We start from the raw sequence: 25,305 nt of genomic DNA on the forward strand, positions 1-25,305 counted from the left end.
GGTCCGGCTCCGCCGGCCCCAGGGAGCGCCCCCCTTCAGGGGGGACGCGCGAAGCGCGGCGGGGGGTACTCCTCTAGTGCGCCAGGATCTTGTTGAGGAAGTCCTTGGTGCGCGGCTGGCGGGCGTCGGGGTTGTTGAAGAACTCGTCCTTGGAGCAGTCTTCCAGGATCTTGCCGCCCACGTCCATGAAGATCACGCGGTTGCTGACCTTGCGCGCGAAGCCCATTTCGTGCGTCACGCACATCATGGTCATGCCTTCGTTGGCCAGGCCGATCATCACGTCGAGCACTTCGCCCACCATTTCCGGGTCGAGCGCGGAGGTCGGTTCGTCGAACAGCATCACGATCGGGTCCATCGACAGGGCGCGGGCAATCGCCACGCGCTGCTGCTGACCGCCCGAGAGCTGGCCAGGGAACTTGTCCTTGTGGGCGATCAGGCCCACGCGCTCCAGCATCTTCAGGCCGCGCTTCTTGGCCTCGTCGGGGTTGCGGCCCAGCACCTTGATCTGCGCAATGGTGAGGTTCTCCGTCACCGAGAGGTGCGGGAACAGCTCGAAGTGCTGGAACACCATGCCCACGCGGCTGCGCAGCTTGGGCAGGTCGGTCTTGGGATCGTGCACGGCAATGCCGTCGACCGTGATCTCGCCCTTCTGGAAGGGCTCGAGCGCGTTGATGGTCTTGATGAGCGTGGACTTGCCCGAGCCGGAGGGCCCGCACACCACGACCACTTCACCCTTCTGGATGTTGGTGGAGCAATCGGTCAGCACCTGCACCGGGCCGTACCACTTGGAGACGTTCTTGAGTTCAATCATGGCAATTCCTGAGTAACGGGCGCATCAGCGGATGATGGCGATCTTCTTGTGCAGACGTTTGACGAGCCACGACAGCGCGTAGCACATGACGAAATAGAGCACGGCTGCGGCAAGGTAGGCCTCGATCGGGCGACCGAAGTTCTTGCCTGCCACCTCGAAGCCCTTGAGCATGTCGTAGGCGCCGATGGCGTACACGAGCGAGGTGTCCTGAAACAGGATGATGGTCTGCGTGAGCAGCACAGGCAGCATGTTGCGGAACGCTTGGGGCAGCACCACCAGCTTCATGTTTTGCCCGTAGGTCATGCCCAGCGCCTGGCCTGCAAACACCTGACCGCGCGGGATCGACTGGATGCCGGCCCGCATGATCTCGCTGAAGTACGCCGCCTCGAAGGCGATGAACGTCACCACCGCCGACACCTCGGCCCCGATGGGGCGCCCGATCAGCAGCGGCACCAGCAGGAAGAACCACAGGATCACCATCACCAGCGGAATGCTGCGCATGCCGTTGACGTAGATCGTGGCGGGGGTGTCCAGCCACTTCTTGCCCGACAGGCGCATGAGCGCCAGGATCGTGCCGAAGAAGATGCCGCCCAGCGTGGCCACGATGGTCAGCATCACGCTGAAGTACAGGCCCTTCAGCACGAAGTTGCTGATGAGGTCCCAGTTGTAGAAGGAAAAGTCGAGGTTGAGGTTCATGTCAGTGACCTCCCGACCCACCGGCCACAACGAAGCCCGGTATGCGCACGCGCTTCTCGATGAAGGCCATGATGCGGTTGATGGCGAAGGCCGAGATGATGTAGAGGCCCGTCACGGCGAGGTACACCTCGATGCCGCGCGAGGTTTCTTCCTGCGCCTGCATGGCGAACATGGTGAGTTCGGAGACCGACACCGCAAACGCCACCGACGAGTTCTTGAAGATGTTCATCGTCTCGCTGGTCAGCGGCGGGATGATGATGCGAAACGCCATGGGCAGCAGCACATAGCGGTAGTACTGGAAGGTGGTGAAACCCATGGCCATGCCGGCATAGCGCTGACCGCGCGGCAGGGCCTGAATGCCCGAGCGCACCTGCTCGGCAATGCGCGCCGAGGTAAAAAATCCCAGCGCGAACACCACCAGCACAAAGCCGGGCACATCGCGCATGGCGGGGAACATGGTCGGCACCACGTGGTACCACAGGAAAATCTGCACCAGCAGCGGGATGTTGCGGAACAGCTCCACCCACGCATCGCCCAGACGCACCACCATGGGTCGGTCGGGCAGGGTGCGCAGCGTGCCCACCAGAATGCCGATCACCAGCGCCAGCAACAGGGCCAGCAGCGAGACCGACACCGTCCAGCCCCAGGCCGACAGCATCCAGTCCAGGTAGGTGATATCTCCTCCCTTGCCAAAGCAGCCTTGCACGGGCTGCCGCTCGATGGTGTCCTCGCAGAACACCTGCCAATCCCAGCTCATAGGAGCCCTTTCTTTTTCTTGTCCATGCAGCGCCGCGCGGTGCGCAGGCGTCTACGAAAACGCCCCTTCAAATGGGTCCATTTGAAGGGGCGTGCCAGAAGTGCTTGCGGGCTTACTTCTTGGCGTAGTCTTCCATCGGCTTGTCGTTCGGCGCTGCCCAGGCCGCCTTGGTGGCGTCAGACAGCGGCAGACCGATCTTCACGTTGGCCGGGGGAATCGGCTGCATGAACCACTTGTCGTACAGCTTGGCGAGCGAGCCATCGGCGATCTGGCGCTTGATGCTGTCGTCCACGGCCTTCTTGAAGGCGGGGTCGTCCTTGCGCAGCATGCAGGCGATGGGTTCGACCGACAGCACTTCACCGACGATCTTGAAGTCGGCAGGGTTCTTGGACTTGGAGATGTTGGCCGCCAGGATGGAGCCGTCCATCACGAACGCATCGGCGCGGCCGCTTTCGAGCGCCAGGAAGCTGTCGGCGTGGTCCTTGCCGTAGACCTCCTTGAAGTCGATGCCGCCGGCGCGCTCGTTCTTGCGCAGGGTCTGCACCGAGGTGGTGCCCGTGGTGGTCGCCACGGTCTTGCCGTTCAGGTCCTTGATCGAGGTGATGCCGGAACTGGCCTTGACCGCGATGCGCACTTCTTCCACGTAGGTCGTCACGGCGAAGGACACGTCCTTCTGGCGCGTGGCGTTGTTGGTGGTGGAGCCGCACTCGAGGTCGACCGTGCCGTTTTGCACCAGGGGAATGCGGTTCTGCGAGGTCACCGGCTGGTACTTGATCTCCAGCTTGGGCAGGCCGAGCTGCTTCTGGATGTCGGCCAGGACGATTTCGCCCATTTCGGTGTGGAAGCCGACGTACTTGCCGTTGCCCAGGGTGTAGCCCAGGCCGGACGACTCACGCACGCCCAGGGACACGCTGCCGGACGCCTTGATCTTGGCCAGCGTGTCGCCGGCCTGTGCAAAGGCGCTGCTGGCGGCCAGTGCGGTCACGGCCCATGCGAGCAGGTGTTTCTTCATAAGGATCTCCTTGCTTGTGGATAAAACGATCAAACCAACGAATTGCAACGGCGTTTTCGGCAGCCGGAGCGCACTGCGGTGCCAGAGCATGATGCTCCTTACGCAAGCTCCGTTCCACCCGGGAATTCCCACCCGGTGAAGCGCGAAACCGGCGACTGTAGCCAGCCGCGTGAACGCATGCCAATGCCGATTGCAGCGGCCATTATGCAAAGCACTCATGTACGAATTTTCCCCTATGGCCCAGTTTGCCAATCCACGCTAGGCGCGTGCGCGAGGAGCGGTGCTCAGCGGGTCTCCAGCTTGTGGCGCAGGTCGTTCCAGAATTTGTCGACTGGCCCTTTGGCCTTGCGGGTGGTGGAGCGCTCGCGGTATATGCGGATGTCCAGCGCGGTTTCGAGCGAACCGCCGGCGGACACCAGCTTGCGCGCCCGCACCTCCTTGCGCACCGCGCTGGCCGGCAGAAACGCGATGCCATGGCCCTCCAGCGCCATGGCCTTCAAGCCTTCGGCCATGTCGGTTTCGTAGATCCGGTCCAGGTGCACGGGGGTGCTGCTTTGCTTGAGCATCTGGTCCACCGCCCGTCCGAGGTAGGCCCCCGGTGCGTAGGCCAGATAGGGCTGCAGCTGGTGGGGTGTGCCGGGCAGCGCATACATGGGCTGGCCCTGTGCGTCCGGGCGCACGTAGGGCGAGAGTGTCTCCGAGCCCAGGTGCAGCATTTCGTAGCGCGCGGCGTCCAGCTGGATGGGCTGGGCCGCGTGCTGGTAGGCAATGAGCAGGTCGCAGCTGCCCTCGACCAGCCGCAGCACGGCATCGTGCACGTTCAGCGCGATCAGCCGGCTCTTGATGGGGCCGCACGTGTCGCGCAGACCCGAGAGCCACGAGGGGAAAAACGTGAAGGCCAGTGTGTGCGGCACGGCGAATTCAATGACGTCCTGCGCGGCGGCGGTGTGGGCGCGCAAGGTGGCGCGCGTGCTCTGCAGCGACTGCAGCATTTCCAGCGCCTGGTCGTACAGGGTCTGGCCGGCGGGCGTCAGGCGCGTGGGGTAAGACGAGCGGTCCACCAGATCGGTGCCGGCCCAGGCCTCCAGCGACTGGATGCGCCGTGAAAACGCGGGCTGCGTGACGTGGCGCAACTGCGCCGAGCGGCTGAAGCTTCGCGTTTCAGCGAGGCTGACGAAATCCTCAAGCCATTTGGTTTCCATAACGCGGGATTTTGACACCCCCCGCGCCGCCTGCGGCGTCACCCCCCAGGGGGCGATGCCTGCAGCCTGGCAAAGCCAGTTCCGCGGCATCCTGGATCCATGCCAGCGCGTCAGGCGCCCTGCTGTCCACCCGCTCCGCTCTGCTGCATCGCCCACATGCCCGCGTACACGCCACCGCGCACCACGAGTTCGGCGTGCGTGCCGCGCTCCACGATCTCGCCGTTGACCAGCACCAGGATCTCGTGGGCGTCCACCACGGTGGACAGGCGGTGGGCGATCACCAGGGTGGTCTTGTTGCGCGCGGCGCTCTTGAGCTCGGACTGGATGGCGCGCTCGTTGGCCGAGTCCAGCGCGGAGGTGGCCTCGTCAAAGATCACGATGGGCGGATTTTTCAGCAGCGTGCGGGCGATCGCCACGCGCTGTTTTTCACCGCCCGAGAGCTTCAGGCCGCGCTCGCCCACCATGGTTTTGTAGCCCAGCGGCAGGCGCTGGATGAAGCTGTCGATGTGCGCGGCCCTGGCGGCCTGCACCGCTGCCTCATGCCCGGCTTCGGGGCGGCCGTAGAGGATGTTGTATTCGATGGTGTCGTTGAAGAGCACCGTGTCTTGCGGGACGATGCCGATGGCCTGGCGCACGCTGGACTGCGTCACGGCCTTGATGTCCTGCCCGTCGATGGTGATGCGACCGCCCTCATCGGGGTTCGAGATGTCATAGAAGCGGTACAGCAGGCGAGCCAGCGTGCTCTTGCCCGAACCGGACGGTCCGACCACCGCGACGGTTTTGCCGGCGGGAATCTCGAAGCTGATGCCGTGCAGGATCTCGCGCGCCGGCTCGTAGGCGAAGCGGACGTTCTCGAACCTGACGACCGGCGGCCCCGCCAGTTGCAGCGGCTGGGCGCCCGGCGCGTCGGCAATCTCGCGCTCTTTCTCCAGCAGCACGAACATCTTGTCCAGGTCGGTCAGGCTCTGCTTGATCTCGCGGTACAGGACACCCAGGAAACCCAGCGGAATGTAGAGCTGGATCATGAAGGCGTTGACCATGACCAGGTCGCCCAGCGTGAGCTCGCCCGAGACCACGCCCTGCGTGGCGCGCCAGAGCATGAGCACCAGCGCCACGGCAATCACCAGCTGCTGTCCGGCGTTGAGCATGGACAGCGTGGTCTGGCTCTTGATGCGCGCGCGGCGCAGTTTTTCCAGCGCCTCGTCGTAGCGGCGGCCTTCAAAGTGTTCGTTGTTGAAGTACTTGACGGTCTCGTAGTTCAGCAGCGAGTCGATGGCGCGGCTCTGGCTGCTGGATTCGAGTTCGTTCATCTGCCGGCGGAACTGCGTGCGCCACTCGGTCACCACCACGGTGAAGGTGACGTAGACCACCAGCGCGATCAGCGTGATCCACACGTAGCCCATGTCGAACTGGGTGCCCAGCAGCGCGAGCACCATGGCCACTTCAATCAGCGTGGGGATGATGCTGTAGAGCGAGTACGAAATGAGCGACTGCACGCCGCGCGTGCCGCGCTCGATGTCGCGCGTCATGCCCCCGGTCTGGCGCTCCAGGTGAAAGCGCAGGCTGAGCGCGTGCAGGTGGCCAAACACCTGCAGCGCAATGCTGCGCGTAGCGCCCTCGGTGGCCTTGGCAAACACCAGCTCGCGCAGCTCGGTGAACACGCTGGTGGACAGGCGCAGCAGGCCATAGGCCAGCAGCAGTCCCAGCGGCACGACCAGCATCGACGCTGCGCTGCCGGGCTGGATGGTCATGGCGTCGACCAGTTTCTTGAGCAGCAGCGGCACGCTCACGTTGGCCATCTTGGCCGCCACCATGAAGCCCAGGGCGAGCACCACGCGCACCTTGTACTGCCACAGGTAGGGCAACAGGCGTTGGAGCGTGGCCCAGTCGGAGCGGGGGGTGGGGGAAGTGCCAGGTGCGCCGGGGCTGGCGGGCAGGGCCACAGAGGAGCGGGCGGAGGAGTCGGGGCGCATGCGGGAGAATGGGGAACCGTTGTCCAGAGATTGTGCCCATGTCCAGCCTTTCAAGCCCGAACCCCGAGACCACCCTGCCGCAAGACCGGGAACTGGTGCTCAAAGTCATCCCCATGCCCGCCGACTGCAACGCCAACGGCGACATCTTTGGCGGCTGGGTCATGGCGCAGGTGGACCTGGCCGGGGCCGTGCTGCCTGCGCGCTACGTGCGCGGGCGCATGGCCACGGTGGCGGTGAACCAGTTCGTCTTCAAGCAGCCGGTGCGCGTGGGCGACATCCTGAGCTTCTTTGCCCACGTCACGCGCGTGGGCCGCACCTCCATCACCGTGCAGGTGGAGGTGTTCGCCGAGCGCTTCTCGGCCCAGGGCCAGTACGTGAAGGTGACCGAGGCCAGCCTCACCTATGTGGCGATCGACCTCGAAGGCCGGCCCCGCCCGATTCCACGCGACGGCGTGGAGTTTCCCGCCCACCTGGGCTGAGTCGCCTCAGCCGGGCCAGCGCGCGCGCCAGGTGCGGTAGATGCGGTCGGCCAGGGCCTGGCTGCCGGCCTGGTGCCGCTGCGTGGCTGCGTTCATCGAGGCCGGGTCCTGCACGCTGTCGCGGTGCAGCAGCACCTGCACCGGGTAGGCCTCGCCCGGGGTCTGCAGCCAGTCGTGGATCTTGGCCGGCGTGATCTCGATGTGGAACTGCATGGCCAGGTGCGGCCCCAGCGCAAAGGCCTGGTGCGCGCAGGTGGTCGACGAGGCGAGCAGCTCGGCGCCCGGCGGCAGCGCCACAAAGCTGTCCTGATGCCACTGGTACACGGTGGGCGTTTGCGCTTCGCCGAACCATGCCAGCGCGGCCGCGCTGCCGGTGTGCTCGATGGGCCACCAGCCCACCTCGGGTTGTGGCAGGCGCTGCACCTGCCCGCCAAAGGCGCGCGCCATGAGCTGACCGCCCAGGCAGTGGCCAATGACCGGAATGCCCAAGGTGTCGGCCTCGCGGATCAGCGCTTCGGCCTGGCGCAGCGTGGTCCGCTCGTCGTTCGCGCTCCAGGCACCGCCCAGCACCGCCACTCCTCGGTAGCCGCGCACCGAGGCGGGGTACAAGTCGCCCGCCTCGGCGCAGCGCAGGTGCCAGGTGATGCCCTGCGCGTCCAGCCATTCGCCGAGGTAGCCCGGACCGTCTTCAAACAGGTGCTGCAGCACCAGCACGTCGGCAGCGGCGTGGGGGGTGCGGGTGGGGTCGGGGCGGTTCATGCGCCCATCATAAAAGTCAGCGTGAGGCCGCGGCCAGCACGGCCTGCGGGTCGGGCATGGCAGAGGAATGGTGATCGACGATGCGCCAGCCCGCTGCGCTGCGGTGGTACACAAAACTGAAGCGCGCCGGCACGCGCCGCGCTGTCGCGTCGGGCCAGGTGAGCAAATAGCCACCCGTGCTCACGGCCACGTCGCCCCACTGCCGCACCACCGCCTCGCCCAACACCATGCGCGGTGCGGGCTGCAGCGCGAACACGGCGGCGAAGTAGGCCGCAATGCCTTCAGCCGTGCGAATGAGCTGCGGCGAGGTCGTGCCCCACAGCACGGCATGGGGGTCGTACAGCGCGCCGATGGCGGTGAGGTCGGCGTGGTTGAAGGCGTCGATCCAGGCCTGGGTGGCGGCGCGCACGTCGGCTTCGTCGGCTGCGGTGTGCATCGCCACCTCAGAACTGGCCGTGGCGGCCTTGCCCTGCCGCAAAGCGCTGCGCGCCGGCCAGCGCATCGGGGATGCGCTCGCGCCCGCGCGCCCATTCCTGCAGCAGGGCCTCGCCCAGCGGCAGGTCCCACTGGCGCAGCGCGCTTTCGCGGTCCGCGCGCATCGTGGCTTGCGGAAAGCCCGCGAGCTGGCGCGCCAGCACCAGCGCGGCTTCGCGTGCCTGGCCTTGGGGCACCACGCGGTTGGCCAGGCCCATGCGCAAGGCCTCGGCGGCTTCGACCTTGCGGCCCGTCAAGATCAGGTCCATCGCGTGGCCCATGCCGATCAGGCGCGGCAGGCGCACGGTGCCGCCGTCGATCAAGGGCACGCCGAAGCGCCGGCAGTACACGCCGAAGTAGGCGTCCTCTTCCATCACGCGCATGTCGCACCAGAGCGCGAGCTCCATGCCGCCGGCCACCGCCGCACCGCTCACCGCGGCCACCACCGGCTTGGTGAGCTGCAGGCGCGAAGGCCCCATGGGGCCGAGGGCGTGCGGGTCGTCCACCGCAAAGTCGAGGTCGAGCCCGCTGGTGTCGCCCGACGCCGCCAGCCGCGCACCGTGCTGCAGGTCCCAGCCAGCACAAAAGTGGCCGTGCGCGCCATGGAACACGGCCACGCGTGCCTGGGCATCGGCTTCGAACGCGAGAAACGCGGCGTGCAGCGCCTGGGCGGTGGGGCTGTCCACGGCGTTGCGCACTTCGGGCCGGTCCAGCGTGACGACCCAGACTTCGCCCAGGTTTTCGGTGGTGACCGCGCTCATGGCCACACCCCCACGCGCGGCGCGTTCACCGCTTCGTCGAGCTCGGCCTGCGTCACGTCGATCTCCAGCCGCAGGAGCGCGCCGGCCATGGCCTTGCCCAGGTTGTCCAGCCGCAGGTTGCGCGCGCCGCCGCCCTGCAGCGCGCCGCGCAGCACGAACTTGAGCGCCAGGATGTTGGGCAGTGGCCAGGCGTCCACCTCACCGGGCAGCCACGGCGCGAAGTGCGCCTGCACGCGCTCGGCCGTGACTTCGCGCGCCAGCAAGCGGTAGCCGGCTTCGTTCCAGGCGAACAGGCCGAAGTCGACCCAGTCGGCCTTGTCGCCGCTGCGCGCGTGCGCAATGCGAACCAGTGGAATGCGCAAGGTGCTCATGCGGTGTCTCCCAAATGTTCCACCTTCACGCCCGCTTCCACCTCGGCGCGCGGCACCAGCGTGGGCCAGATGCCCAGCAGCTCGCTGGTGTTGTGCAGGCCGGTGAAGCCGCAGGTGTAGGCGGGCCCGCTCAAGCCCATCCACGGGAAGAGGCGGCCAAAGCCATCGGCGGCGGCTTTGTCTTGCGTGCGCAGCACGAGGCGCGTCCAGATTTCGTTGGCCTGGTTCAGCGCGTCGGGCTTGGGCAGCGGCGCCAGCGCGCCGTGTGCGGAGTTCAGGCCAGGGTATTCCACATACAGCTCGTCGTGGGGCACGCGCTTTTCTTTCAGCAAGGTGCGGATGGTGGCTTCGGCGGCCTGGGCCTTGTCCCACGCGTCGGGCCACGAGAAACCCCAGGTGACTTCGGCCTTGTGCCCGTCGCGGTAGCCGGCCACCACCTTGAGCCGGTCCGGCGGCGCGGTGCCTCGCGCGCCGGTGAGGCGCACGCGGTCGCCGCCTTCGTCCTGCAGCCGGATGCTGCCCATGTCGAGCACCACGTCGGGCGAGAAATAGGCGTGCGGGTTGTGCACCTCGTACAGCAGCTGCTGGCGCACGGTGTCGAAATTCACCAGCCCGCCGGTGCCCGGCGCCTTGGTGATGACCGCGCTGCCGTCTTCCCACACCTCGGCCACGGGGTAGCCAATGTGCGCGAGATCGGGAATGGCCTGCCACGCGCCCTGGCTGCCGAAGTTGCCCCCACTGCCCTGCCCCGAGCATTCCAGCAGGTGGCCCACGGTGAGGCCCTGCGCCAGGCGGTCGAGGTCGGGCTGGGCGGTGGCGCCTGCGAGCGTCCAGCCCAGGCCATGCACGAGCGGGCCCAGAAAGAGCGCGGCATCGGCCACGCGCCCGGTGATGACGATCTCGGCCCCCGCGTCCAGCGCGGCCACGATGGGTGCCGCCCCCAGGTAGGCGTTGGCAAACACCAGCCGCTCGCGCACGCTGTGCAGCGGCGCGCCGGTGAACAGGTGCGCGTGGGCGTCGGCTGGCGCGTGCGGGTCGAGCAGGCGGGGCAGCACGTCATCACCGCTGACCACGGCCACGCGCGCGCGCCAGCCCTTGGCCTTGAAGGCGGCCAGCACCGCCTGCGCCGCGCCCTGCGGGTTGAGGCCGCCCGCGTTGCACACAAAGCGCACGCCGCGCTCACGCATGAGTGGCCACAGCTTCATCAAGAGCGGCACCACGTCGCGTGCGTAGCCCAGCGCCGGGTCGCGTTGGCGGTCTTTCTGCAGGATGGCCAGCGTGAGTTCGGCCAGGTGGTCGCTGGCAATGAACTGCACACCGCCGCGCTCGATGCTCGCGGCGATGGGCTCCCAGTTGTCGCCATAAAAGCCGAGGCCGGCGCCGATGCGGATGGACTTCATGAGGTGTTTCCCGAAGCAGAAGCCGCAGCATACGGGTTTGCTCTATTTATGGAAAGCATTTGCTTTTTAAAAATAGAGCTCCATGGCGCATGGGCGACTTCCGGCAGGGAGAACCCTAGCGCCAGTCTGCTGCAAGACCGCTATAAACACCGCACAACAAACGGGTCTGGCGCGCGGACAAGGCTGCTGAAGCGGTCCTGTCCACGCCACCCGAACACAGGAGACAAGCGCGTGCAACTGCTGCAACTGCTCATCAGCGGTGTGGCCCAGGGCTGTATCTATGGACTCATCGCCCTGGGTTTCGTGCTGATCTACAAGGCCACCGAAACGGTGAGCTTTGCCCAGGGCGACCTGATGATGGTGGGCGCCTTCTTCGGCCTCGCTGCCATGACGATGATGGGCTTTCCGTTCTGGCTCTCGGTGCCGGCGGCCATCATCGCCATGGGGTTGTTTGGCGTGGTGCTGGAGCGCGTGGTGATCCGGCCCATCCTGGGGCAACCGGCGTTCTCCATCGTGATGCTCACCATTGGCGTGGGCTACACGCTGCGCGGCCTCATCACCATGATCCCGGACATCGGCACCGACACGCACACGCTGCCGGTGCCCTACGCCAATGGCGTGTTGCGCATGGGCGCGCTGGTGGTCTCGGCCGAGCAGATCGTGGTCATCGGCTCCACCGCTGTGCTGTGCGCGGGGCTCTTCGCCATGTTCCGCTACAGCAAGCTCGGCATTGCCATGCAGGCCTCTTCGCAAAACCAGCTGGCCGCTTACTACATGGGCATTCCGGTGAAGCGGCTCAACGGCCTGGTGTGGGGCCTGGCGGCGGCGGTGGCGGCGGTGGCCGGCCTGCTGCTCGCGCCCATCACCTTCGTGCACGCCAACATGGGCTTCATCGGCCTCAAGGCGTTTCCGGCCGCGGTGGTGGGTGGCTTTGGCAGCCTGCCGGGCGCCATCGTGGGCGGGCTGATCATCGGCATCGTCGAAGCGCTCTCGGGCTTCTATTTGCCCGAAGGTTTCAAGGACGTGGCGCCCTACATCGTGGTGCTGCTGATGCTGGTGCTCAAGCCCAACGGGCTGTTCGGCGAAAAACTGCGCAAGAAGGTCTGACATGAGATTCCTCTTCAAGACCGACTACGACCAGGACATCCGGCTGGCCAAGCACGGCGGCCACACCTTCTGGTACAGCCTGCTGGGCCTGTTCCTGGTGAGCGCGCCCTGGACCATTCCCGAGTACTGGCTCGCGCAGCTCACCTTCGTGCTGATCTATTCCATCGTCGGCCTCGGGCTGATGCTGCTGGCCGGGTTCACCGGGCTGTTCTCCCTGGGCCACGCGGCGTTTCTGGGCGTGGGCGCGTACACGCAGGCCATCATGGTCAACGCGGGCGTTCCGTTCCCGATTGCGCTGGCCTGTGCGGGCCTGCTCTCGGCGGCGGTGGGCATGGTGGTGGGCCTGCCGGCGTTGCGCGTCAAGGGCATCTACCTCGGCATGGCCACGCTGGCGTTTGGCTTCATCGTTGAAGAAGTGATCGCGCGCTGGGAGCACGTGACAGGCGGCAACAAGGGCCTCATGGTGAACTACCCCAACCTCTTTGGCTGGGAGCTGGATTCCACCAACGAGTTCTACCTGCTGTGCCTGGTGGTCACGGTGCTGGCCACGCTGGGCATCGTCAACCTCATGCGCTCCAGCACGGGGCGCGCCTTCGTGGCCATCCGCGATTCGGAAATTTCGGCGCAGAGCATGGGCATTCACCTGGCGCGCTACAAGACGCTGAGCTTCGCGCTCTCGGCCGCGCTGGCCGGCATTGGCGGCGCGCTGTACGCGCACAAGATCCAGTTCCTGTCGCCCGAGCAGTTCAGCATCATCCAGTCGATCGACCTGCTGCTGATGGTGGTGATCGGCGGGCTGGGCTCGATCCATGGCGCGTTCCTGGGGGCGATCTTCCTCATCGTCATGCCGCAGCTCATTTCGCTCGGCAAAGACTTCCTGCCCGCCGCCATTGGCCAGGCCGCCGGCCTGCAGGGCGCGGTGTACGGCATCGTGCTGATCGCCTTCGTGCTGTTTGAACCCATGGGCCTGTATGGCCGCTGGCTCAAGGTGCGCACCTGGTTCCAGCTGTTTCCGTTCTACCGCAAGGGGCTGTTCAAGCGGCAGAAGAGCTTCCAGAAGTCCGACCGTCTGAAATGATGCCCCCACGCTTGTCACTTCGTGTACTGCGCTGCCCCCCGAGGGGGCTGGCCGGCCTTGGGGCGGCCCGGCGGCCGTCCGTCTTTCACTCCGAGCGAGTTCTATGAGCGACATCCTGCTTTCAGCCCAGAACCTCAGCGTGCGCTTTGGTGGCGTGCTCGCGGTCAACAACGTGAGCTTTGACGTCAAGCGCGGCGAGGTCTTCACCCTGATCGGCCCCAACGGCGCGGGCAAGACCACGGTGTTCAACCTGATCAGCCGCATCTACACGCCCACCACCGGCACCATCGACTACGCCGGCCCCGGCGGCATGCTGCGCCTCACCGAGCAGGCCCCGCACCAGATCGCCAAGCTGGGCATTGCGCGCACCTTCCAGAACATCGAGCTGTTCGAGCACGCCACCGTGCTGCAGAACCTGCTGATTGGCCGCCACACGCACCGCAAGACCGGCCTGTGGAGCGAACTCTTCTTCACCGGCAAGACGCGCGCGGCCGAGATCGAGGCGCGCGAAAAGGTGGAGCAGGTGATCGACCTGCTCGACCTGCAGCACCACCGCGAAAGCATGGTGGCCGGCCTGCCCTATGGCGTGCGCAAGGTGGTGGAGCTGGCCCGCGCGCTGTGCACCGAGCCGCAGCTGCTCTTGCTGGACGAACCGTCTTCGGGCCTGAACGTGGAGGAGACCGAAGACATGGCGTTCTGGATCACCGACATCAAGGAAGAGCTGGGCATCACGGTGCTGATGGTCGAGCACGACATGAGCCTGGTGTCCAAGGTGTCTGACCGCGTGCTGGCCATGAGCATGGGCACCGAGCTCGCCACCGGCACACCGGCCGAAGTGCAGGCCGACCCCGGCGTGATCGAGGCCTACCTGGGCAGCGTGGACGATGTGTCCAGCCTGCGCCGTGAAAACCACAAGGTGGCGTCATGACCCTTCCGACCACCGACGCCCCCGTGCTCAAGCTGCTCAACGTGGAGAGCGCGTACGGCCCCATCAAGGCCATTCGCGGCGTGAGCCTGCAGGTGCGCCGCAGCGAGATCGCCACCGTGCTCGGCTCCAACGGCGCGGGCAAGACCACCATCCTCAAAACCATCAGCGGCATCATCGATCCGCGCAAGGGCTCGATCGAGTTCAAGGGCGAGAACATCACCGCGCAAGACCCCGCGCTGATCGTGCAGCAGGGCCTGAGCCATGTGCCCGAAGGGCGCGAGGTGTTCCCGCTGCTCTCGGTGCGCGACAACCTGCTGATGGGCGCCTACACCCGCAAGGACCGCGACAGCGTGGCACGCGACATGGAAGTGGTCTTCAACTACTTCCCCATCCTGCGCGAGCGCGCTGCGCAAGACGCCGGCCTGCTCTCGGGCGGGCAGCAGCAGATGCTGGCCATCAGCCGCGCGCTCATGGCCAACCCCGACCTGATCCTGCTGGACGAGCCCAGCCTGGGCCTGAGCCCGAAGCTCACCAAGGAGATCTTCGAGATCGTGGTGCGCATCAACCGCGAGCGCGGCACCACGATCTTGCTGGTGGAGCAAAACGCCAACATGGCGCTGAACGCCTCGGACTATGGCTACGTGCTGGAGAACGGCCGCATCGTCATGGAAGACACCTGTGCCCACCTGCGCGAGAAGGACGACATCAAGGAGTTCTACCTCGGCATGAAGGAGCAAGGTGCGCGCGGCGAGCGGCGCTGGAAAAAGAAGAAGAACTGGAGATGAACATACACACCCCGTTCGGGCTGAGCTTGTCGAAGCCCTCTCACCCTGCATCGCACAAGCCCTTCGACAAGCTCAGGGCGAACGGAGGCCGCACCTCATGAGCTATTTATGGGATCTCTCACACATCCAGCCGCAGACCGAGGTGGTGCTGCAGGGCGAGACCATTCCCGCCGTGTTCTGGAACGGCGTGAAGGCGCGCGGCCCGTCGGTGTGGATGCGGCAGAAGGACTTCGGCATTTGGCGCAGCTGGACCTGGGACCAGACCGGCACCGCCGTGCGCGAAATCGCCCACGGGCTGATGTCGCTCGGCTTTGAAGCGGGCGAGACCGCGTCGATCCTCTCCAACACCACGGTGGAATGGGTGCTGAGCGACCTGGCCGTGTTGAGCGCGGGCGGCGTGGCCAACGGCATCTACCCGACCGACGCGGCCGAGCAGGTGCAGTACCTCTGCGACGACTCGCGCACCACCGTGCTGTTCGTCGAAGACGACGAGCAGCTCGACAAGGCGCTGGAGGTGCGCGCTCAGCTGCCGCGCCTGAAGAAGATCGTGGTGGTCGACATGGACGGCCTGCGCGACCTGAAAGACCCGCAGGTGATCAGCCTGGCCGCGCTGCGGGAGCTCGGCCGTGCGCACCTGGCCCAGCACCCCGGCCTGGTGGAAGCGCGCGTGGCCGCGGTAAAGCCCGATGACCTGGCCATCCTGGTCTACACCTCGGGCACCACGGGCCGCCCCAAGGGCGCCATGCACAGCCACCGGGGGCTGGTGTACACCGTGCGCGGCTACAACACGCTGATTGCGCGCGACCAGAACGACGAGTGCATGTGCTTCCTGCCGCTGTGCCACATCGCCGAGCGCATGGGCGGCGAGTATTTCTCGATGTACACGGGCGCCAAGCTCAACTTCGTGGAGAACCCGGAGACCGTGCCGGAGAACGTGCGCGAGATCGCGCCCACGGTGTTCACCGCCGTGCCGCGCGTGTGGGAAAAGTTTTATTCGGGCGTGATGATCACGCTCAAGGAAGCCAGCCCGATGCAGCAGGCCGCCTACGCCTGGGCCATTGGCGTGGGCCAGCAGGTGGCTGACCTCGTGATGGCCGGCCAGCCCGTGCCCGGCGGCTTGCGCATGCGCTTCAAGCTCGCGCGGCTCATGGTGCTGGACAACGTGCGCAAGCTCATCGGCATTCACCGCGCGCGCTTTCTCGTGACGGGTGCCGCCCCCATCTCGCCCGACCTTGTGCGCTGGTACCTCGCGCTTGGTGTGCCCATGCTGGAGGTGTGGGGTATGACGGAGACGTGTGGTGCGGCCACCGGTGTGCCGGCCGAGCGCATCAAGCCCGGCAGCATTGGCCCGGCCGCCACCTACAACGAGGTGAAGCTCGCACCCGACACCGGCGAGATTCTGGTGCGCGGGCCCAACGTGTTCATGGGCTACCTGAACCTGCCCGAGAAAACCGCCGAGACCATCGCCCCCGATGGCTGGCTGCACACGGGCGATGTGGGCGTGGTCGATGAGGAAGGGTTTTTCCGCATCACCGACCGGATGAAAGACATCATCATCACCGCAGGGGGCAAGAACATCACGCCGAGCGAGCTGGAGAACGAACTGAAGTTCTCGCCCTACGTGACCGATGCCGTGGTGATCGGAGACAAGCGCCCCTACCTCACCGTCATCATCATGATCGACCAGGAGAACGTGGAGAAATATGCGCAGGACAACGACGTGCCGTTCTCCAACTACGCCAGCCTCACCCGCGCTCCCGAAGTGCAGGCGCTCATCCAGGCCGAGATCGACCGCGTGAACAAGAAGTTTGCCCGCGTCGAACAGATCAAGAAGTTCTTCCTGCTCGACACACAGCTCAGCGCCGAAGACGAAGAGCTCACGCCCACCATGAAGCTCAAGCGCAAGCTGGTGCAGACCAAATACGCCGACCAGATCCAGGCCATGTACCACTGAACACGGCCACCGCCCTGCCACACCCGGACCAACCCCCAGGAGACTTTCACGTGACGACCGCCCGACATACCCTGATCGCCCTCGCGCTGAGCCTCTCGGCGGGCGCCAGCTTTGCCCAGACCCAGGGCGTGAGCAAAGACGAAATCGTGCTCGGCTCCATTCAAGACCTTTCAGGTCCGCTGGCGGGTTTTGGCAAATCGGTGCGCCAGGGCATGGTGCTGCGCGTGGAAGAGATCAACGAGCAAGGCGGCATCAACGGCCGCAAGATCCGCCTGCTGGTGGAAGACAGCAAGTACGACCCGCGCAACGCCGTGCTGGCCGCGCAGAAGCTGGTGAACCAGGACAAGATTTTTGCCATGGTGGCCCACCTGGGCACCGCGCAAAACATGGCCGCCATGCCGGTGCAGTTTCAAAAGAACGTGGTGAACTTTCTGCCCGTGACGGCCGCGCGCGAAATGTACGAGCCCTTCCACAAGCTCAAGTTCGCCAACATCGCCCCCTACTACGAGCAGATGCGCACGTTCCTGCCGCGCATGGTCCAGGAGAAAAAGCCCAAGGCCATCTGCGCCATTTACCAGGACGACGAGTTCGGCCTGGAGGTGCTGCGCGGCGCCGAAGAAGGGCTGAAGTCGATGAACCTGCAGATGGTCGAGAAGACCTCCTTCAAGCGTGGCGCCACCGACTTCTCATCGCAGGTGGCGCGCATGAAGGCCGCCAACTGCGACTTCGTCGTGCTCGGCACGATCATCCGCGAGACCATCGGCACCATTGCCACCGCGCGCAAGCTCGACTTCAACCCCACCTTCTTCGGCTCGCAAGCGGCCTACACCGACCTCATCCACAAGCTGGGCGGCCCGGCCATGAACGGCCTCTACGCCACCATGACCACGCAACACCCCTACCTGGACGAGGCCTCGCAGCCCATCCGTTTCTGGGCCAACAAGTTCAAGACCAAGTTCAACGAAGACCCCACCGTGTTCTCGGTGTACGGCTACAACGCCATCGACATCTTCGCGCGCGCCGCTGGCCAGGCCGGTGCCAACCTCACCACCGACGGCTTCGTGAAAGCCATGGACAGCATGACCGTGCCGCCCGACATCTTCGGCTCGCCCGAGCTGCGCTTCAGCCCGCAGCGCCGCTACGGCAGCATGGCCATGCGCCTGTCGCAGATTCAGGACGGCCGCTGGAAAGTCACCTCGGACTACGTGAACAAGTGAACCACCCCGGTGGCGCGTGCGGGGGCTCGACCGCGCCACCTCCCCTGTGAAAGAGCCCGGCTACACCGACAGCACCACCCTTTCAGGAGACATCCACCATGAAGACGACACTGATGGCCGCCGCCGCGCTGGCACTGGCCGCCGGCCCGGCCCTGGCACAGACGCAAGGCGTGAGCAAGGACGAGATCGTGCTCGGCTCCATCCAGGACCTCTCTGGCCCCATTGCCGCCTTTGGCAAGCAGGTGCGCCTGGGCATGATGCTGCGCGTGGACGAAGTCAATGAGCAGGGCGGCATCAACGGCCGCAAGATCAAGCTGCTGGTGGAAGACTCCAAGTACGACCCGCGCAACGCCGTGCTGGCGGCGCAGAAGCTGGTGAACCAGGACAAGATCTTTGCGATGGTCGGCCACATCGGCACCGCACAAAACATGGCCGCCATGCCGGTGCAGTTCCAGAAGAACGTGCTCAACTTTTTCCCGGTGACCGCCGCGCGCGAGATGTACGACCCCTTCCACAAGCTGAAGTACTCGTTCGCCGCCACCTACTACGACCAGATGAAGATCATGGTGCCCAAGCTGGCCAAGGAAAAGGGCGCCAAGAAGATCTGCACCATGTACCAGGACGACGAATTCGGCCTGGAGGTGAAGCGCGGCGCCGAAGACGGCCTGAAGGCCGCCGGCATGAGCCTGGCGGTGGAAACCTCTTACAAGCGCGGCGCCACCGACTTCGCCAGCCAGATGCAGAAGCTCGCCTCCGAGCAGTGCGACATGGTCGTGCTCGGCACCATCATCCGCGAGACCATTGGCGGCATTGCCACCGCCAAGCGCCTGGGCTTCAACCCCACCTTCATCGGGTCGAGTGCCGCCTACACCGACCTCATCCACAAGCTCGGCGGCCCGGGCATGAACGGCTTCTATGCCGCCATGTCGGTGCAGAACCCCTACACCGACGAAGCCTCGCAACCCATCCGCTTCTGGGCCAACAAATACAAGACCAAGTTCAACGAAGACCCCACCGTGTTCTCGGTGTACGGCTACTCCGCCATCGACGCCTTCCTGCGCGCCGCCGGCAAGGCCGGCAACAACCTCACCACCGACAGCTTCATCAAAGCCATGGACGGCATGACCATCCCGCCCGACATCTTTGGCAGCGCCGAAATGACTTTTACCGCCACCAAGCGCCTGGGCAGCAACGCCTCACGCCTGTCGCAGATTCAGGACGGCCGCTGGAAAGTGATCTCCGAGTACGTGAAGATCGACACCACCGCCAAGTGATGCACCGCGTATGACGCTGCCTGCCTCGGCAGGCCATGCGTGAACCGCCAGCGCCTCGTGTGCTGGCGGTTTTTTTACGCCCCAACGCCAAGGGCCACCGTACCATGGGCCGCACATGAACATCAGCCCCAGCCTCGCCGCCCTGCTCGCCGACGCCCTGCTCGCCCTGCACGTCGGCATCGTCGTCTTCGTGGTGGGCCTGCTGCCCCTCGTCTTGATCGGTGGCGCACTCGGCTGGCACTGGGTGCGCCACTTCGGCCTGCGTCTCACCCACCTGGCCCTGATGGTGTTCATCGCCGTGCAGGCCTGGCTGGGCCAGCTGTGCCCGCTCACCGTGTGGGAACAGGACCTGCGCCGCGTCGCTGGCCAGAGCGCCTACCGCGAAAGCTTCATTGAGCACTGGCTGTCGCGGCTGCTGTATTGGGAGGCGCCTTGGTGGGTGTTTGTGGCGGCATACACCGCGTTTGCGGTGGGGGTGGGGGTGGCTTGGTCGTCGGTTCGGCCGAGGCGCACTCGTTTGAAAGAGCACATCTAACCGATGCCGTGCTTACGCCTGCCTGCCTGAATTTCTGCAGCCACAAAAGAGTGGCATCGCCCGGTCTAGTCCAAAGTCGGGACGCCGAGAGAGCTCAAGTAGTGATACGTCGCGTCATAGAAACTGGGGTCCCGCGTCGGATCTTCCTGACTGCCGCAAGGCACGACCAGCACCATCCCTTGACGAGCCCGAGTGAGCAGAACGCGATAGGCATTCTTAAGATAGGTTTGGCGATCCGGTTGCCGAATGCGCTGCCAACGGTGCCCAACGAATGACCAATGATCCCAAGCTTGACCTGACTTTCGAAAATCAGCGTCCCAAACCACACAGGCCCAGTCCAGCTCTAAGCCCTGAACATGAAACTCTGTGGCTGCGTCTTCCAAGTAATAAGACGACCGTACATCTTCCTTGCTGGCCAAGAACCAATGCACAGGATCCACTGGCACGCGTACATCGATGGCATGCGGCCTGAGACGTTGTGCCTGCGACGACACAACCAATCCGAACCGCTCGCTTCCTCGGGCCTTCGCTTTGATCCACGCCTTCGCAGTAGCCAGTTTTCTCGTAATCACGATTGGGTACCGCGGCAGCAGTTCGCGCAAAGTTTCTCGCGCCTGCTCCACCTCCTGGTCGAGCACGAACTTCACCCAATCTGACAGTCGTTCAGCGCGGAATGAGCGAAGGGACACGTTGAGATGAAGGGCTTCGTCCAGATGGACTTCGGCATGCCCCTTCAATGAATCCAATGCAGCGCCCGACGCATATTCGGACTCCTGCAAACGCGGCGATACGTGTACTGCCCAATGCGGATAGCGGTTGCGCAGTGCATTGATCCACTCAGATATGCCTGCCTCCCCGGTGTTGATTTCTTGTCCACCTCCAACGAGGCAGAGCACGACAGCCCAGTCGTTGTGGCGGTCCATACAAGACAACAAGTACTCAGGCTCAGATGCATCGAAGTCTGAACGCCCCTTCTTGCGCGCCATGAAGGCGATCGTTTGATCGCGATTCCAAGCACGTTGTGCCTCATCAAATATGGCTACATGCTCTGGAGGCGCGCCAGAATTCGCCAAGCAATCGTCTCGAAAGTGGTGGACGTTTTGGATAAAGGCTTCTACCTGACGACGTGCAGCAGTCTTCGTTAAGCGTCTACCGGCAAGTCGCTCGCGTTGAACTTGATCTTGGGCAAGTGCCTCTCGAAGAATTGCAACCAATGGTCCGTTGCCAGACAGAAAGACACTGTGTAGCGCGCTAGATGCATCCATGTGCTGTGTAGCGATGTCCAAACCCACCAAGGTTTTTCCGGCACCTGGCACACCAGTCAAGAGGCAGATCGCTTTACGTCCGTGCCGCTGCGCATCGGCAATGACTTCACTCACGTAGTTAGAAGTCCGAGTGAGGTTGGAGGCTCCTGCATCACTTCTAGAAATTTCAACAACTGCATGACCGCTGTAGAGCGCTCGAGCTGCCTCGATGATGGTGGGTGTCGGGCTGTAGCGCCCGGCTCCCCATACCGCACCATCAATCAAGGCGCTATCTGTAGAAGTGAGATACATCTCCAACAATGGCGCCAACTGATGCGCTCCAACGCCAATTGGGGCGTACACACCATCCTTGTCAGGAGGTCTGTACGGAGACTGAGGTGCATTGGCTCGCGTTGCAATCAACACTGGAACAACGGGCGCTTGATGTGAAGGTTCATGAAAATTCTTTAAGTCGAGCGCGTAGTCCCAGACCTGATCAAAAGCAGACCGATGGAACTCACGCTCTCCGACTTTGAACTCGAGAACAAACACCAAATTTTTGATCACGAGGACAACATCAACTCGTCGACCAATGCGCGGGAGAACAAACTCAAAAAAAACATGCCCTTGTGCATCGAGGATCTTCAGGATCGAGTGCAACAAACACACCTGCTCCCTCCAGGCATCCAGTTGAGCGCGTTCAACGGGGAAGGCACTATTTCGAGCCAATACCCCGCAGATCTCGTCTGCAGACAACCCCAAAAACCCTGCAACCGTGTTTTGGTAGTGGGCTCTGTGTGAGCTCATTTCAAGGGCTTTCTTTAAGAAACGATATACGCCCCAGCCCCCACACACAACAACTTCCCGTCCGCCCCCAGAAACTCCATGCGCGTGTTGGCCACGCGTGAGCCCAGGCGTAGCACTTCGGCGTGCATGATGAAGTGTTCGCCCACGCAGGGGCGCAGGTAGTCGATGCGCAGGTCGATGGTGCCGAGTTTGCTGAAGCGTTGCAGGCGTTGCAGCGGGGGTTCGTCCATGTGGCGTGCGCCGATGGCGGCCACGCAGGCCATACCGCCCAGCGCGTCCAGGCAGGCGCTGACCACGCCGCCGTGCACGCGGTTGTGCTGGTAGTGGCCCACCAGGTCGGGCTTCATGGGAAGGCGGCCGCTGATCTTGTCGGGTCCGATGGCGGTGATCTGCAGGCCGAGCACGCGGTTGAAGACGATCTTTTCTTCAAACAGGTTCTTGAGCGCGTCGAAAAACTCGGGCTCGAATTCAACGGGCTTGGCGGGGGCGGCGGGGGTGGTTTTGCTCATAGGCCCCATTGTCGTGCGGCGAGTTCCTTCATGATTTCTTCGGCGCCGCCGCCGATCATCATCACCTTCACCTCGCGGTACACGCGCTCGCTCACGGTGCCGCGCATGTAGCCCATGCCGCCGAGGATCTGCACGGCCGCGTCGGCGCAGAACTGCATGGTCTGGGTGGCGTGGTTTTTCAGCAGGCAGACCTGCGCGACCCAGTCGGCGCCGGCGTCGCCCGCGTCCACGCGTGCGCTCAGGGCTTCGACCCAGCTGGCGGTGGAGTGGATGCGCATCTGCATGTCCATGAGCTGGTGGCGGATCACCTGGCGCTCGATGAGTGGCGCGCCAAAGGTGCTGCGCTGCCGCGCCCAGGCCAGGGCTTCGTCAAAACAGGCTTCGGCAAAGCCCAGCGCCATGGCCGCGAGGGCGAGGCGCTCGCCGTTGAAGTTGCCCATGATGATGCGAAAGCCCGCGCCTTCGGCGCCCAGGCGGTAGCGCGCGGGCACGCGCACGCTGTCAAAGCGCAGATGCGCGGTGTCGGAGCAGTGCCAGCCCATCTTCTCCAGCCGCGTGCGCGACACGCCGGGCGCATTGCACGGCACCACGATCATGCTGATGCCGCCCGCGCCTTTGTTGTGGGCGTCGGTCCGCACGGCCAGGGTGATCCAGTCGCAGCGCATGCCGGAGGTGATGAAGACCTTTTCGCCGTCGATGACGTAGTCGTCGCCCTCCCGCCGCGCGGTGGTGCGCAGGGCGGCAACGTCCGACCCGCCGCCGGGTTCGGTGATGCCCAGGGCGGCAATCTGCTCGCCACGCAGCACGGGCGGAATCACTTCCTGCTGCAGCTCGGGCGTGCCGTGCGCGAGCACGGGGGGCAGGCCGATGTTGTGGGTGAAGAGGCTGGCCATCACGCCGCCGCTGCCGCCATGGCGGGCCAACGTGCGCGACATGGCGTTGCGCGCGCGCCAGGGCGCGGGCGTGCCGCCCAGGTGCTCGGGGTAGCCCAGGCCGAGCAGGCCGACCTCGGCCGCCTCGCGGTGCAGCGAGCGCGGGAGCTCGCCGTCGGCTTCCCAGGCGGGCACGTGGGGCGCCACGGCTTGTGTGGCAAAGCGCTGCACGGTGTCCACGAGCGCCGCGATGTCTTCGGCGGTGAAGTCGGGGGAGGCCTGGGTGGGGTTCATGTCAGGCCGCGAAGGTGATGAGCCGTTGGCCGGGCGACACCTGCTGCCCCGCCACCACCGCCACGGCCTCCACCGTGAGGTCGCGCGGCGCGGCCAGGGTGTGTTCGAGCTTCATGGATTCAATGACGAGCAGCGGCTCGCCCTGGGCCACCGCAGCGCCGGGCACGGCGTGCACCGCGATGAGCTTGCCGTTGAAAGGCGCACGCAGTTCGCGCGCGGCCGATGCGCCGCCCGCGCGCTCGCGCGGCGCGTGGCTGAGGTCGGCCAGGGCCAGCGTGTGCGCACCGGCCTGGGCCTGCCAGTGGCCCGCGCCCAGCGGCACCGCCACCACCGGCCAGGTGACGCCGTCGATGACCACGCGCCCCGGCGCCACACGCGCCTGCACGCGGCGCTCGCCCACCGCCACGGCCAGGGCGCCCTGCCCCTGCTCGTGCACGGCCAGCTCCAGCAGGTGCCCGGCGTGCTGCCAGCGCAGCGGGCGCGCAAAGGGGCATGGCAGCGCGGCCTGCGGCGCCTGCGCAAACGCCGCCGCCAACACGCCGGCCAGCACCGCGTCGGGCGGGGGCTGCAGCATGCAGCGCACGGTGTCGCCTTCGTCGGCCAGAAACGGAATGAGCGCGCCGCCACCCTGAAACACCGGGTGGCGCAGGCACGCGGCCAGAAAGGCGCGGTTGGTGGGCAGGCCCAGCACCTGGGTCTGGTCCAGCGCATGGGCTAGGCGCTCGATGGCCTCGGTGCGGGTGGGCGCGTGGGCAATGAGCTTGCCCAGCATGGCGTCGTAATGCGGGGTCACTTCGGCGCCGGTTTCCAGCGCGTGGTCAAACCGCAGGCCGCTGGGCAGGGGCGGCTCGGCAAAGTGGCGCACGCGGCCGGTGTGCGGGGTGTAGTGCTCGTCTTCGGCGCACAGGCGCACTTCGATGGCGTGGCCACGGAAGCTGATCTGCTCTTGCGCCAGCGGCAGCGGCTCGCCGCGCGCCACGCGCAGTTGCCACTCCACCAGGTCGAGCCCCGTGAGGGCTTCGGTCACGGGGTGCTCCACCTGCAGGCGGGTGTTCATCTCCATGAGGTAGAACGGTGAGGTGTGGGTGAGCCCTTCGACAGGCTCAGGGCGAACGGAGGGGGATGCCGTTCCGCGTGAGCCCTTCTCCGCCAGGTCTGAACCACTCTCCGTTCCGACCGAGTCCTTCTCTGCCAGGCCTGAACCACACACCGTTCCGACCGCGCCCTTCTCCGTTCGAACTGAACCACCCTCCGTTAGGGCTGAGCCACCCTCCGTTAGGGCTGAACCACTCTCCGTTCGGGCTGAGCTTGTCGAAGCCCCCGCCAACCCCGCTCCCTCCACCAGAAACTCCACCGTCCCCGCGCCCACATACCCCGCCGCCTGCGCGAGCGCCACGGCGCAGCGGCCCAGCGCTTCTCGCAATTCGGGCGACACCGCCGGGCTCGGCGCTTCTTCCACGATCTTCTGGTGGCGGCGCTGCACGGAGCAGTCGCGCTCGCCCAGGTGCACGCAGTGGCCGTGCGCGTCGGCAAACACCTGCACCTCCACATGGCGCGGGCGCAGCAGGGCGCGCTCGATCAGCAGGTCGCCATTGGCAAAGCCGGCGAGCGCTTCGGAGCGCGCGCTGCGCAGCGCCGGCAGCAATTGCGCAGCCTCCTGCACCAGGCGCATGCCGCGCCCGCCGCCGCCGGCCACGGCCTTCACCATCAGCGGAAAGCCCACGCGCTGTGCCTCGGCCAACAGCGTGTCTTCGCTTTGGTCGTCGCCAAAGTAGCCGGGCAGGCAGGGCACGCCGTGCGCGAGCGCCAGCGCCTTCGCGGCCGACTTGCTGCCCAGTGCGCGGATGGCCGCAGGCGGCGGGCCGACCCAGGTGAGGCCGGCGTCGATCACGGTCTGGGCGAAGTCGGCGTTTTCGCTGAGGAAGCCGTAGCCCGGGTGCACGGCGTCGGCGTTGGTGGCCAGCGCGGCGTCGAGCAGGCGGTCCACCCGCAGGTACGAGTCGGCC

At 65.5% G+C, this 25,305-nt stretch carries 24 protein-coding genes; 9 read left to right on the plus strand and 15 right to left on the minus strand.

What is annotated here, in order from left to right; translation table 11 throughout:
* Nucleotides 1–73: 73 nt before the first annotated feature.
* The 6 genes from KXJ60_RS09860 to KXJ60_RS09885 form a co-directional block, all read right to left on the minus strand.
* Complete coding sequence (locus tag KXJ60_RS09860) at nucleotides 74–811, minus strand: amino acid ABC transporter ATP-binding protein (RefSeq protein WP_291126757.1); 738 nt, start codon at nucleotides 809–811, stop codon at nucleotides 74–76.
* Between the two features lie 24 nt (nucleotides 812–835).
* Nucleotides 836–1,507, minus strand: a complete 672-nt coding sequence (locus KXJ60_RS09865) for an amino acid ABC transporter permease (RefSeq protein WP_291126759.1) — start codon at nucleotides 1,505–1,507, stop codon at nucleotides 836–838.
* A 1-nt stretch (nucleotide 1,508) separates the two neighbouring features.
* On the minus strand, nucleotides 1,509–2,264 hold the full coding sequence (locus tag KXJ60_RS09870; protein WP_291126761.1) for an amino acid ABC transporter permease: 756 nt from the start codon (nucleotides 2,262–2,264) through the stop codon (nucleotides 1,509–1,511).
* Nucleotides 2,265–2,376: 112 nt separating this feature from the next.
* Nucleotides 2,377–3,276 carry a transporter substrate-binding domain-containing protein gene (locus KXJ60_RS09875; protein WP_291126763.1) on the minus strand — a complete coding sequence of 300 codons (900 nt, stop codon included), beginning with the start codon at nucleotides 3,274–3,276 and terminating at the stop codon, nucleotides 2,377–2,379.
* A 284-nt stretch (nucleotides 3,277–3,560) separates the two neighbouring features.
* Nucleotides 3,561–4,478, minus strand: a complete 918-nt coding sequence (locus KXJ60_RS09880; protein ID WP_291126765.1) for a LysR substrate-binding domain-containing protein — start codon at nucleotides 4,476–4,478, stop codon at nucleotides 3,561–3,563.
* 110 nt (nucleotides 4,479–4,588) lie between these two features.
* On the minus strand, nucleotides 4,589–6,451 hold the full coding sequence (locus KXJ60_RS09885; RefSeq protein WP_291126767.1) for an ABC transporter ATP-binding protein/permease: 1,863 nt from the start codon (nucleotides 6,449–6,451) through the stop codon (nucleotides 4,589–4,591).
* A gap of 38 nt (nucleotides 6,452–6,489) precedes the next feature.
* On the opposite strand from KXJ60_RS09885, the gene KXJ60_RS09890 reads away from it, so the two are divergent.
* Nucleotides 6,490–6,930: an acyl-CoA thioesterase gene (locus KXJ60_RS09890; protein WP_291126769.1), complete on the plus strand. Its 441-nt coding sequence runs from the start codon at nucleotides 6,490–6,492 to the stop codon at nucleotides 6,928–6,930.
* 6 nt (nucleotides 6,931–6,936) lie between these two features.
* Here KXJ60_RS09890 and KXJ60_RS09895 read toward each other — a convergent pair whose 3' ends face one another.
* From KXJ60_RS09895 to KXJ60_RS09915, 5 genes are read right to left on the minus strand one after another with little or no spacing between them, the layout of a single operon-like run.
* Nucleotides 6,937–7,689, minus strand: a complete 753-nt coding sequence (locus tag KXJ60_RS09895; RefSeq protein WP_291126771.1) for a type 1 glutamine amidotransferase — start codon at nucleotides 7,687–7,689, stop codon at nucleotides 6,937–6,939.
* A 16-nt stretch (nucleotides 7,690–7,705) separates the two neighbouring features.
* Nucleotides 7,706–8,125, minus strand: coding sequence for a nuclear transport factor 2 family protein (locus KXJ60_RS09900; protein ID WP_291126773.1), 420 nt, complete (start codon nucleotides 8,123–8,125; stop codon nucleotides 7,706–7,708).
* Between the two features lie 7 nt (nucleotides 8,126–8,132).
* Complete coding sequence (locus KXJ60_RS09905) at nucleotides 8,133–8,924, minus strand: crotonase/enoyl-CoA hydratase family protein (RefSeq protein WP_291126775.1); 792 nt, start codon at nucleotides 8,922–8,924, stop codon at nucleotides 8,133–8,135.
* A complete protein-coding gene (locus tag KXJ60_RS09910) occupies nucleotides 8,921–9,295 on the minus strand; it encodes a hypothetical protein (protein WP_291126777.1) in 375 nt (124 codons plus the stop codon). The genes KXJ60_RS09905 and KXJ60_RS09910 overlap by 4 nt, the downstream gene beginning before the upstream one ends.
* Nucleotides 9,292–10,695 (minus strand): acyclic terpene utilization AtuA family protein, encoded by a 1,404-nt coding sequence (locus KXJ60_RS09915; RefSeq protein ID WP_291126779.1) that lies wholly within the window; start codon nucleotides 10,693–10,695, stop codon nucleotides 9,292–9,294. Before KXJ60_RS09915 ends, KXJ60_RS09910 begins: the two co-directional genes overlap by 4 nt.
* Nucleotides 10,696–10,926: 231 nt before the next feature.
* On the opposite strand from KXJ60_RS09915, the gene KXJ60_RS09920 reads away from it, so the two are divergent.
* The 8 genes from KXJ60_RS09920 (at nucleotide 10,927) to KXJ60_RS09955 (ending at nucleotide 19,573) form a co-directional block, all read left to right on the plus strand.
* Nucleotides 10,927–11,802 carry a branched-chain amino acid ABC transporter permease gene (locus KXJ60_RS09920; RefSeq protein ID WP_291126781.1) on the plus strand — a complete coding sequence of 292 codons (876 nt, stop codon included), beginning with the start codon at nucleotides 10,927–10,929 and terminating at the stop codon, nucleotides 11,800–11,802.
* 1 nt (nucleotide 11,803) lies between these two features.
* The gene (locus KXJ60_RS09925) at nucleotides 11,804–12,880 is read left to right on the plus strand and encodes a branched-chain amino acid ABC transporter permease (RefSeq protein ID WP_291126783.1); all 1,077 of its coding nucleotides are present in this window, start codon (nucleotides 11,804–11,806) and stop codon (nucleotides 12,878–12,880) included.
* 103 nt (nucleotides 12,881–12,983) lie between these two features.
* Entirely contained in the window at nucleotides 12,984–13,808 is an 825-nt protein-coding gene (locus KXJ60_RS09930) for an ABC transporter ATP-binding protein (RefSeq protein ID WP_291126785.1), read from the plus strand.
* Nucleotides 13,805–14,593 carry an ABC transporter ATP-binding protein gene (locus KXJ60_RS09935; RefSeq protein WP_291126787.1) on the plus strand — a complete coding sequence of 263 codons (789 nt, stop codon included), beginning with the start codon at nucleotides 13,805–13,807 and terminating at the stop codon, nucleotides 14,591–14,593. The genes KXJ60_RS09930 and KXJ60_RS09935 overlap by 4 nt, the downstream gene beginning before the upstream one ends.
* Nucleotides 14,594–14,690: 97 nt before the next feature.
* Nucleotides 14,691–16,547, plus strand: a complete 1,857-nt coding sequence (locus tag KXJ60_RS09940) for a long-chain fatty acid--CoA ligase (protein ID WP_291126789.1) — start codon at nucleotides 14,691–14,693, stop codon at nucleotides 16,545–16,547.
* Nucleotides 16,548–16,597: 50 nt separating this feature from the next.
* Nucleotides 16,598–17,764, plus strand: a complete 1,167-nt coding sequence (locus tag KXJ60_RS09945; RefSeq protein ID WP_291126791.1) for an ABC transporter substrate-binding protein — start codon at nucleotides 16,598–16,600, stop codon at nucleotides 17,762–17,764.
* Nucleotides 17,765–17,862: 98 nt separating this feature from the next.
* Complete coding sequence (locus KXJ60_RS09950) at nucleotides 17,863–19,038, plus strand: ABC transporter substrate-binding protein (protein WP_291126793.1); 1,176 nt, start codon at nucleotides 17,863–17,865, stop codon at nucleotides 19,036–19,038.
* A gap of 115 nt (nucleotides 19,039–19,153) precedes the next feature.
* Nucleotides 19,154–19,573: a DUF2784 domain-containing protein gene (locus KXJ60_RS09955; protein WP_291126795.1), complete on the plus strand. Its 420-nt coding sequence runs from the start codon at nucleotides 19,154–19,156 to the stop codon at nucleotides 19,571–19,573.
* A gap of 65 nt (nucleotides 19,574–19,638) precedes the next feature.
* On the opposite strand, the gene KXJ60_RS09960 is transcribed toward KXJ60_RS09955, so the two are convergent.
* The 4 genes from KXJ60_RS09960 to KXJ60_RS09975 all read right to left on the minus strand — a co-directional run.
* Nucleotides 19,639–21,624, minus strand: a complete 1,986-nt coding sequence (locus KXJ60_RS09960; RefSeq protein WP_291126797.1) for a DUF2075 domain-containing protein — start codon at nucleotides 21,622–21,624, stop codon at nucleotides 19,639–19,641.
* 14 nt (nucleotides 21,625–21,638) lie between these two features.
* A complete protein-coding gene (locus KXJ60_RS09965; protein WP_291126799.1) occupies nucleotides 21,639–22,133 on the minus strand; it encodes a thioesterase family protein in 495 nt (164 codons plus the stop codon).
* On the minus strand, nucleotides 22,130–23,299 hold the full coding sequence (locus KXJ60_RS09970) for an acyl-CoA dehydrogenase family protein (RefSeq protein WP_291126801.1): 1,170 nt from the start codon (nucleotides 23,297–23,299) through the stop codon (nucleotides 22,130–22,132). The genes KXJ60_RS09965 and KXJ60_RS09970 overlap by 4 nt, the downstream gene beginning before the upstream one ends.
* A 1-nt stretch (nucleotide 23,300) precedes the next feature.
* On the minus strand, nucleotides 23,301–25,305 hold a 2,005-nt coding region (locus tag KXJ60_RS09975), incomplete at its 5' end, for a biotin carboxylase N-terminal domain-containing protein (RefSeq protein ID WP_291126803.1).

It is taken from the genome of Hydrogenophaga sp. (genome assembly GCF_019264445.1).
Classification (GTDB): domain Bacteria; phylum Pseudomonadota; class Gammaproteobacteria; order Burkholderiales; family Burkholderiaceae_C; genus Hydrogenophaga.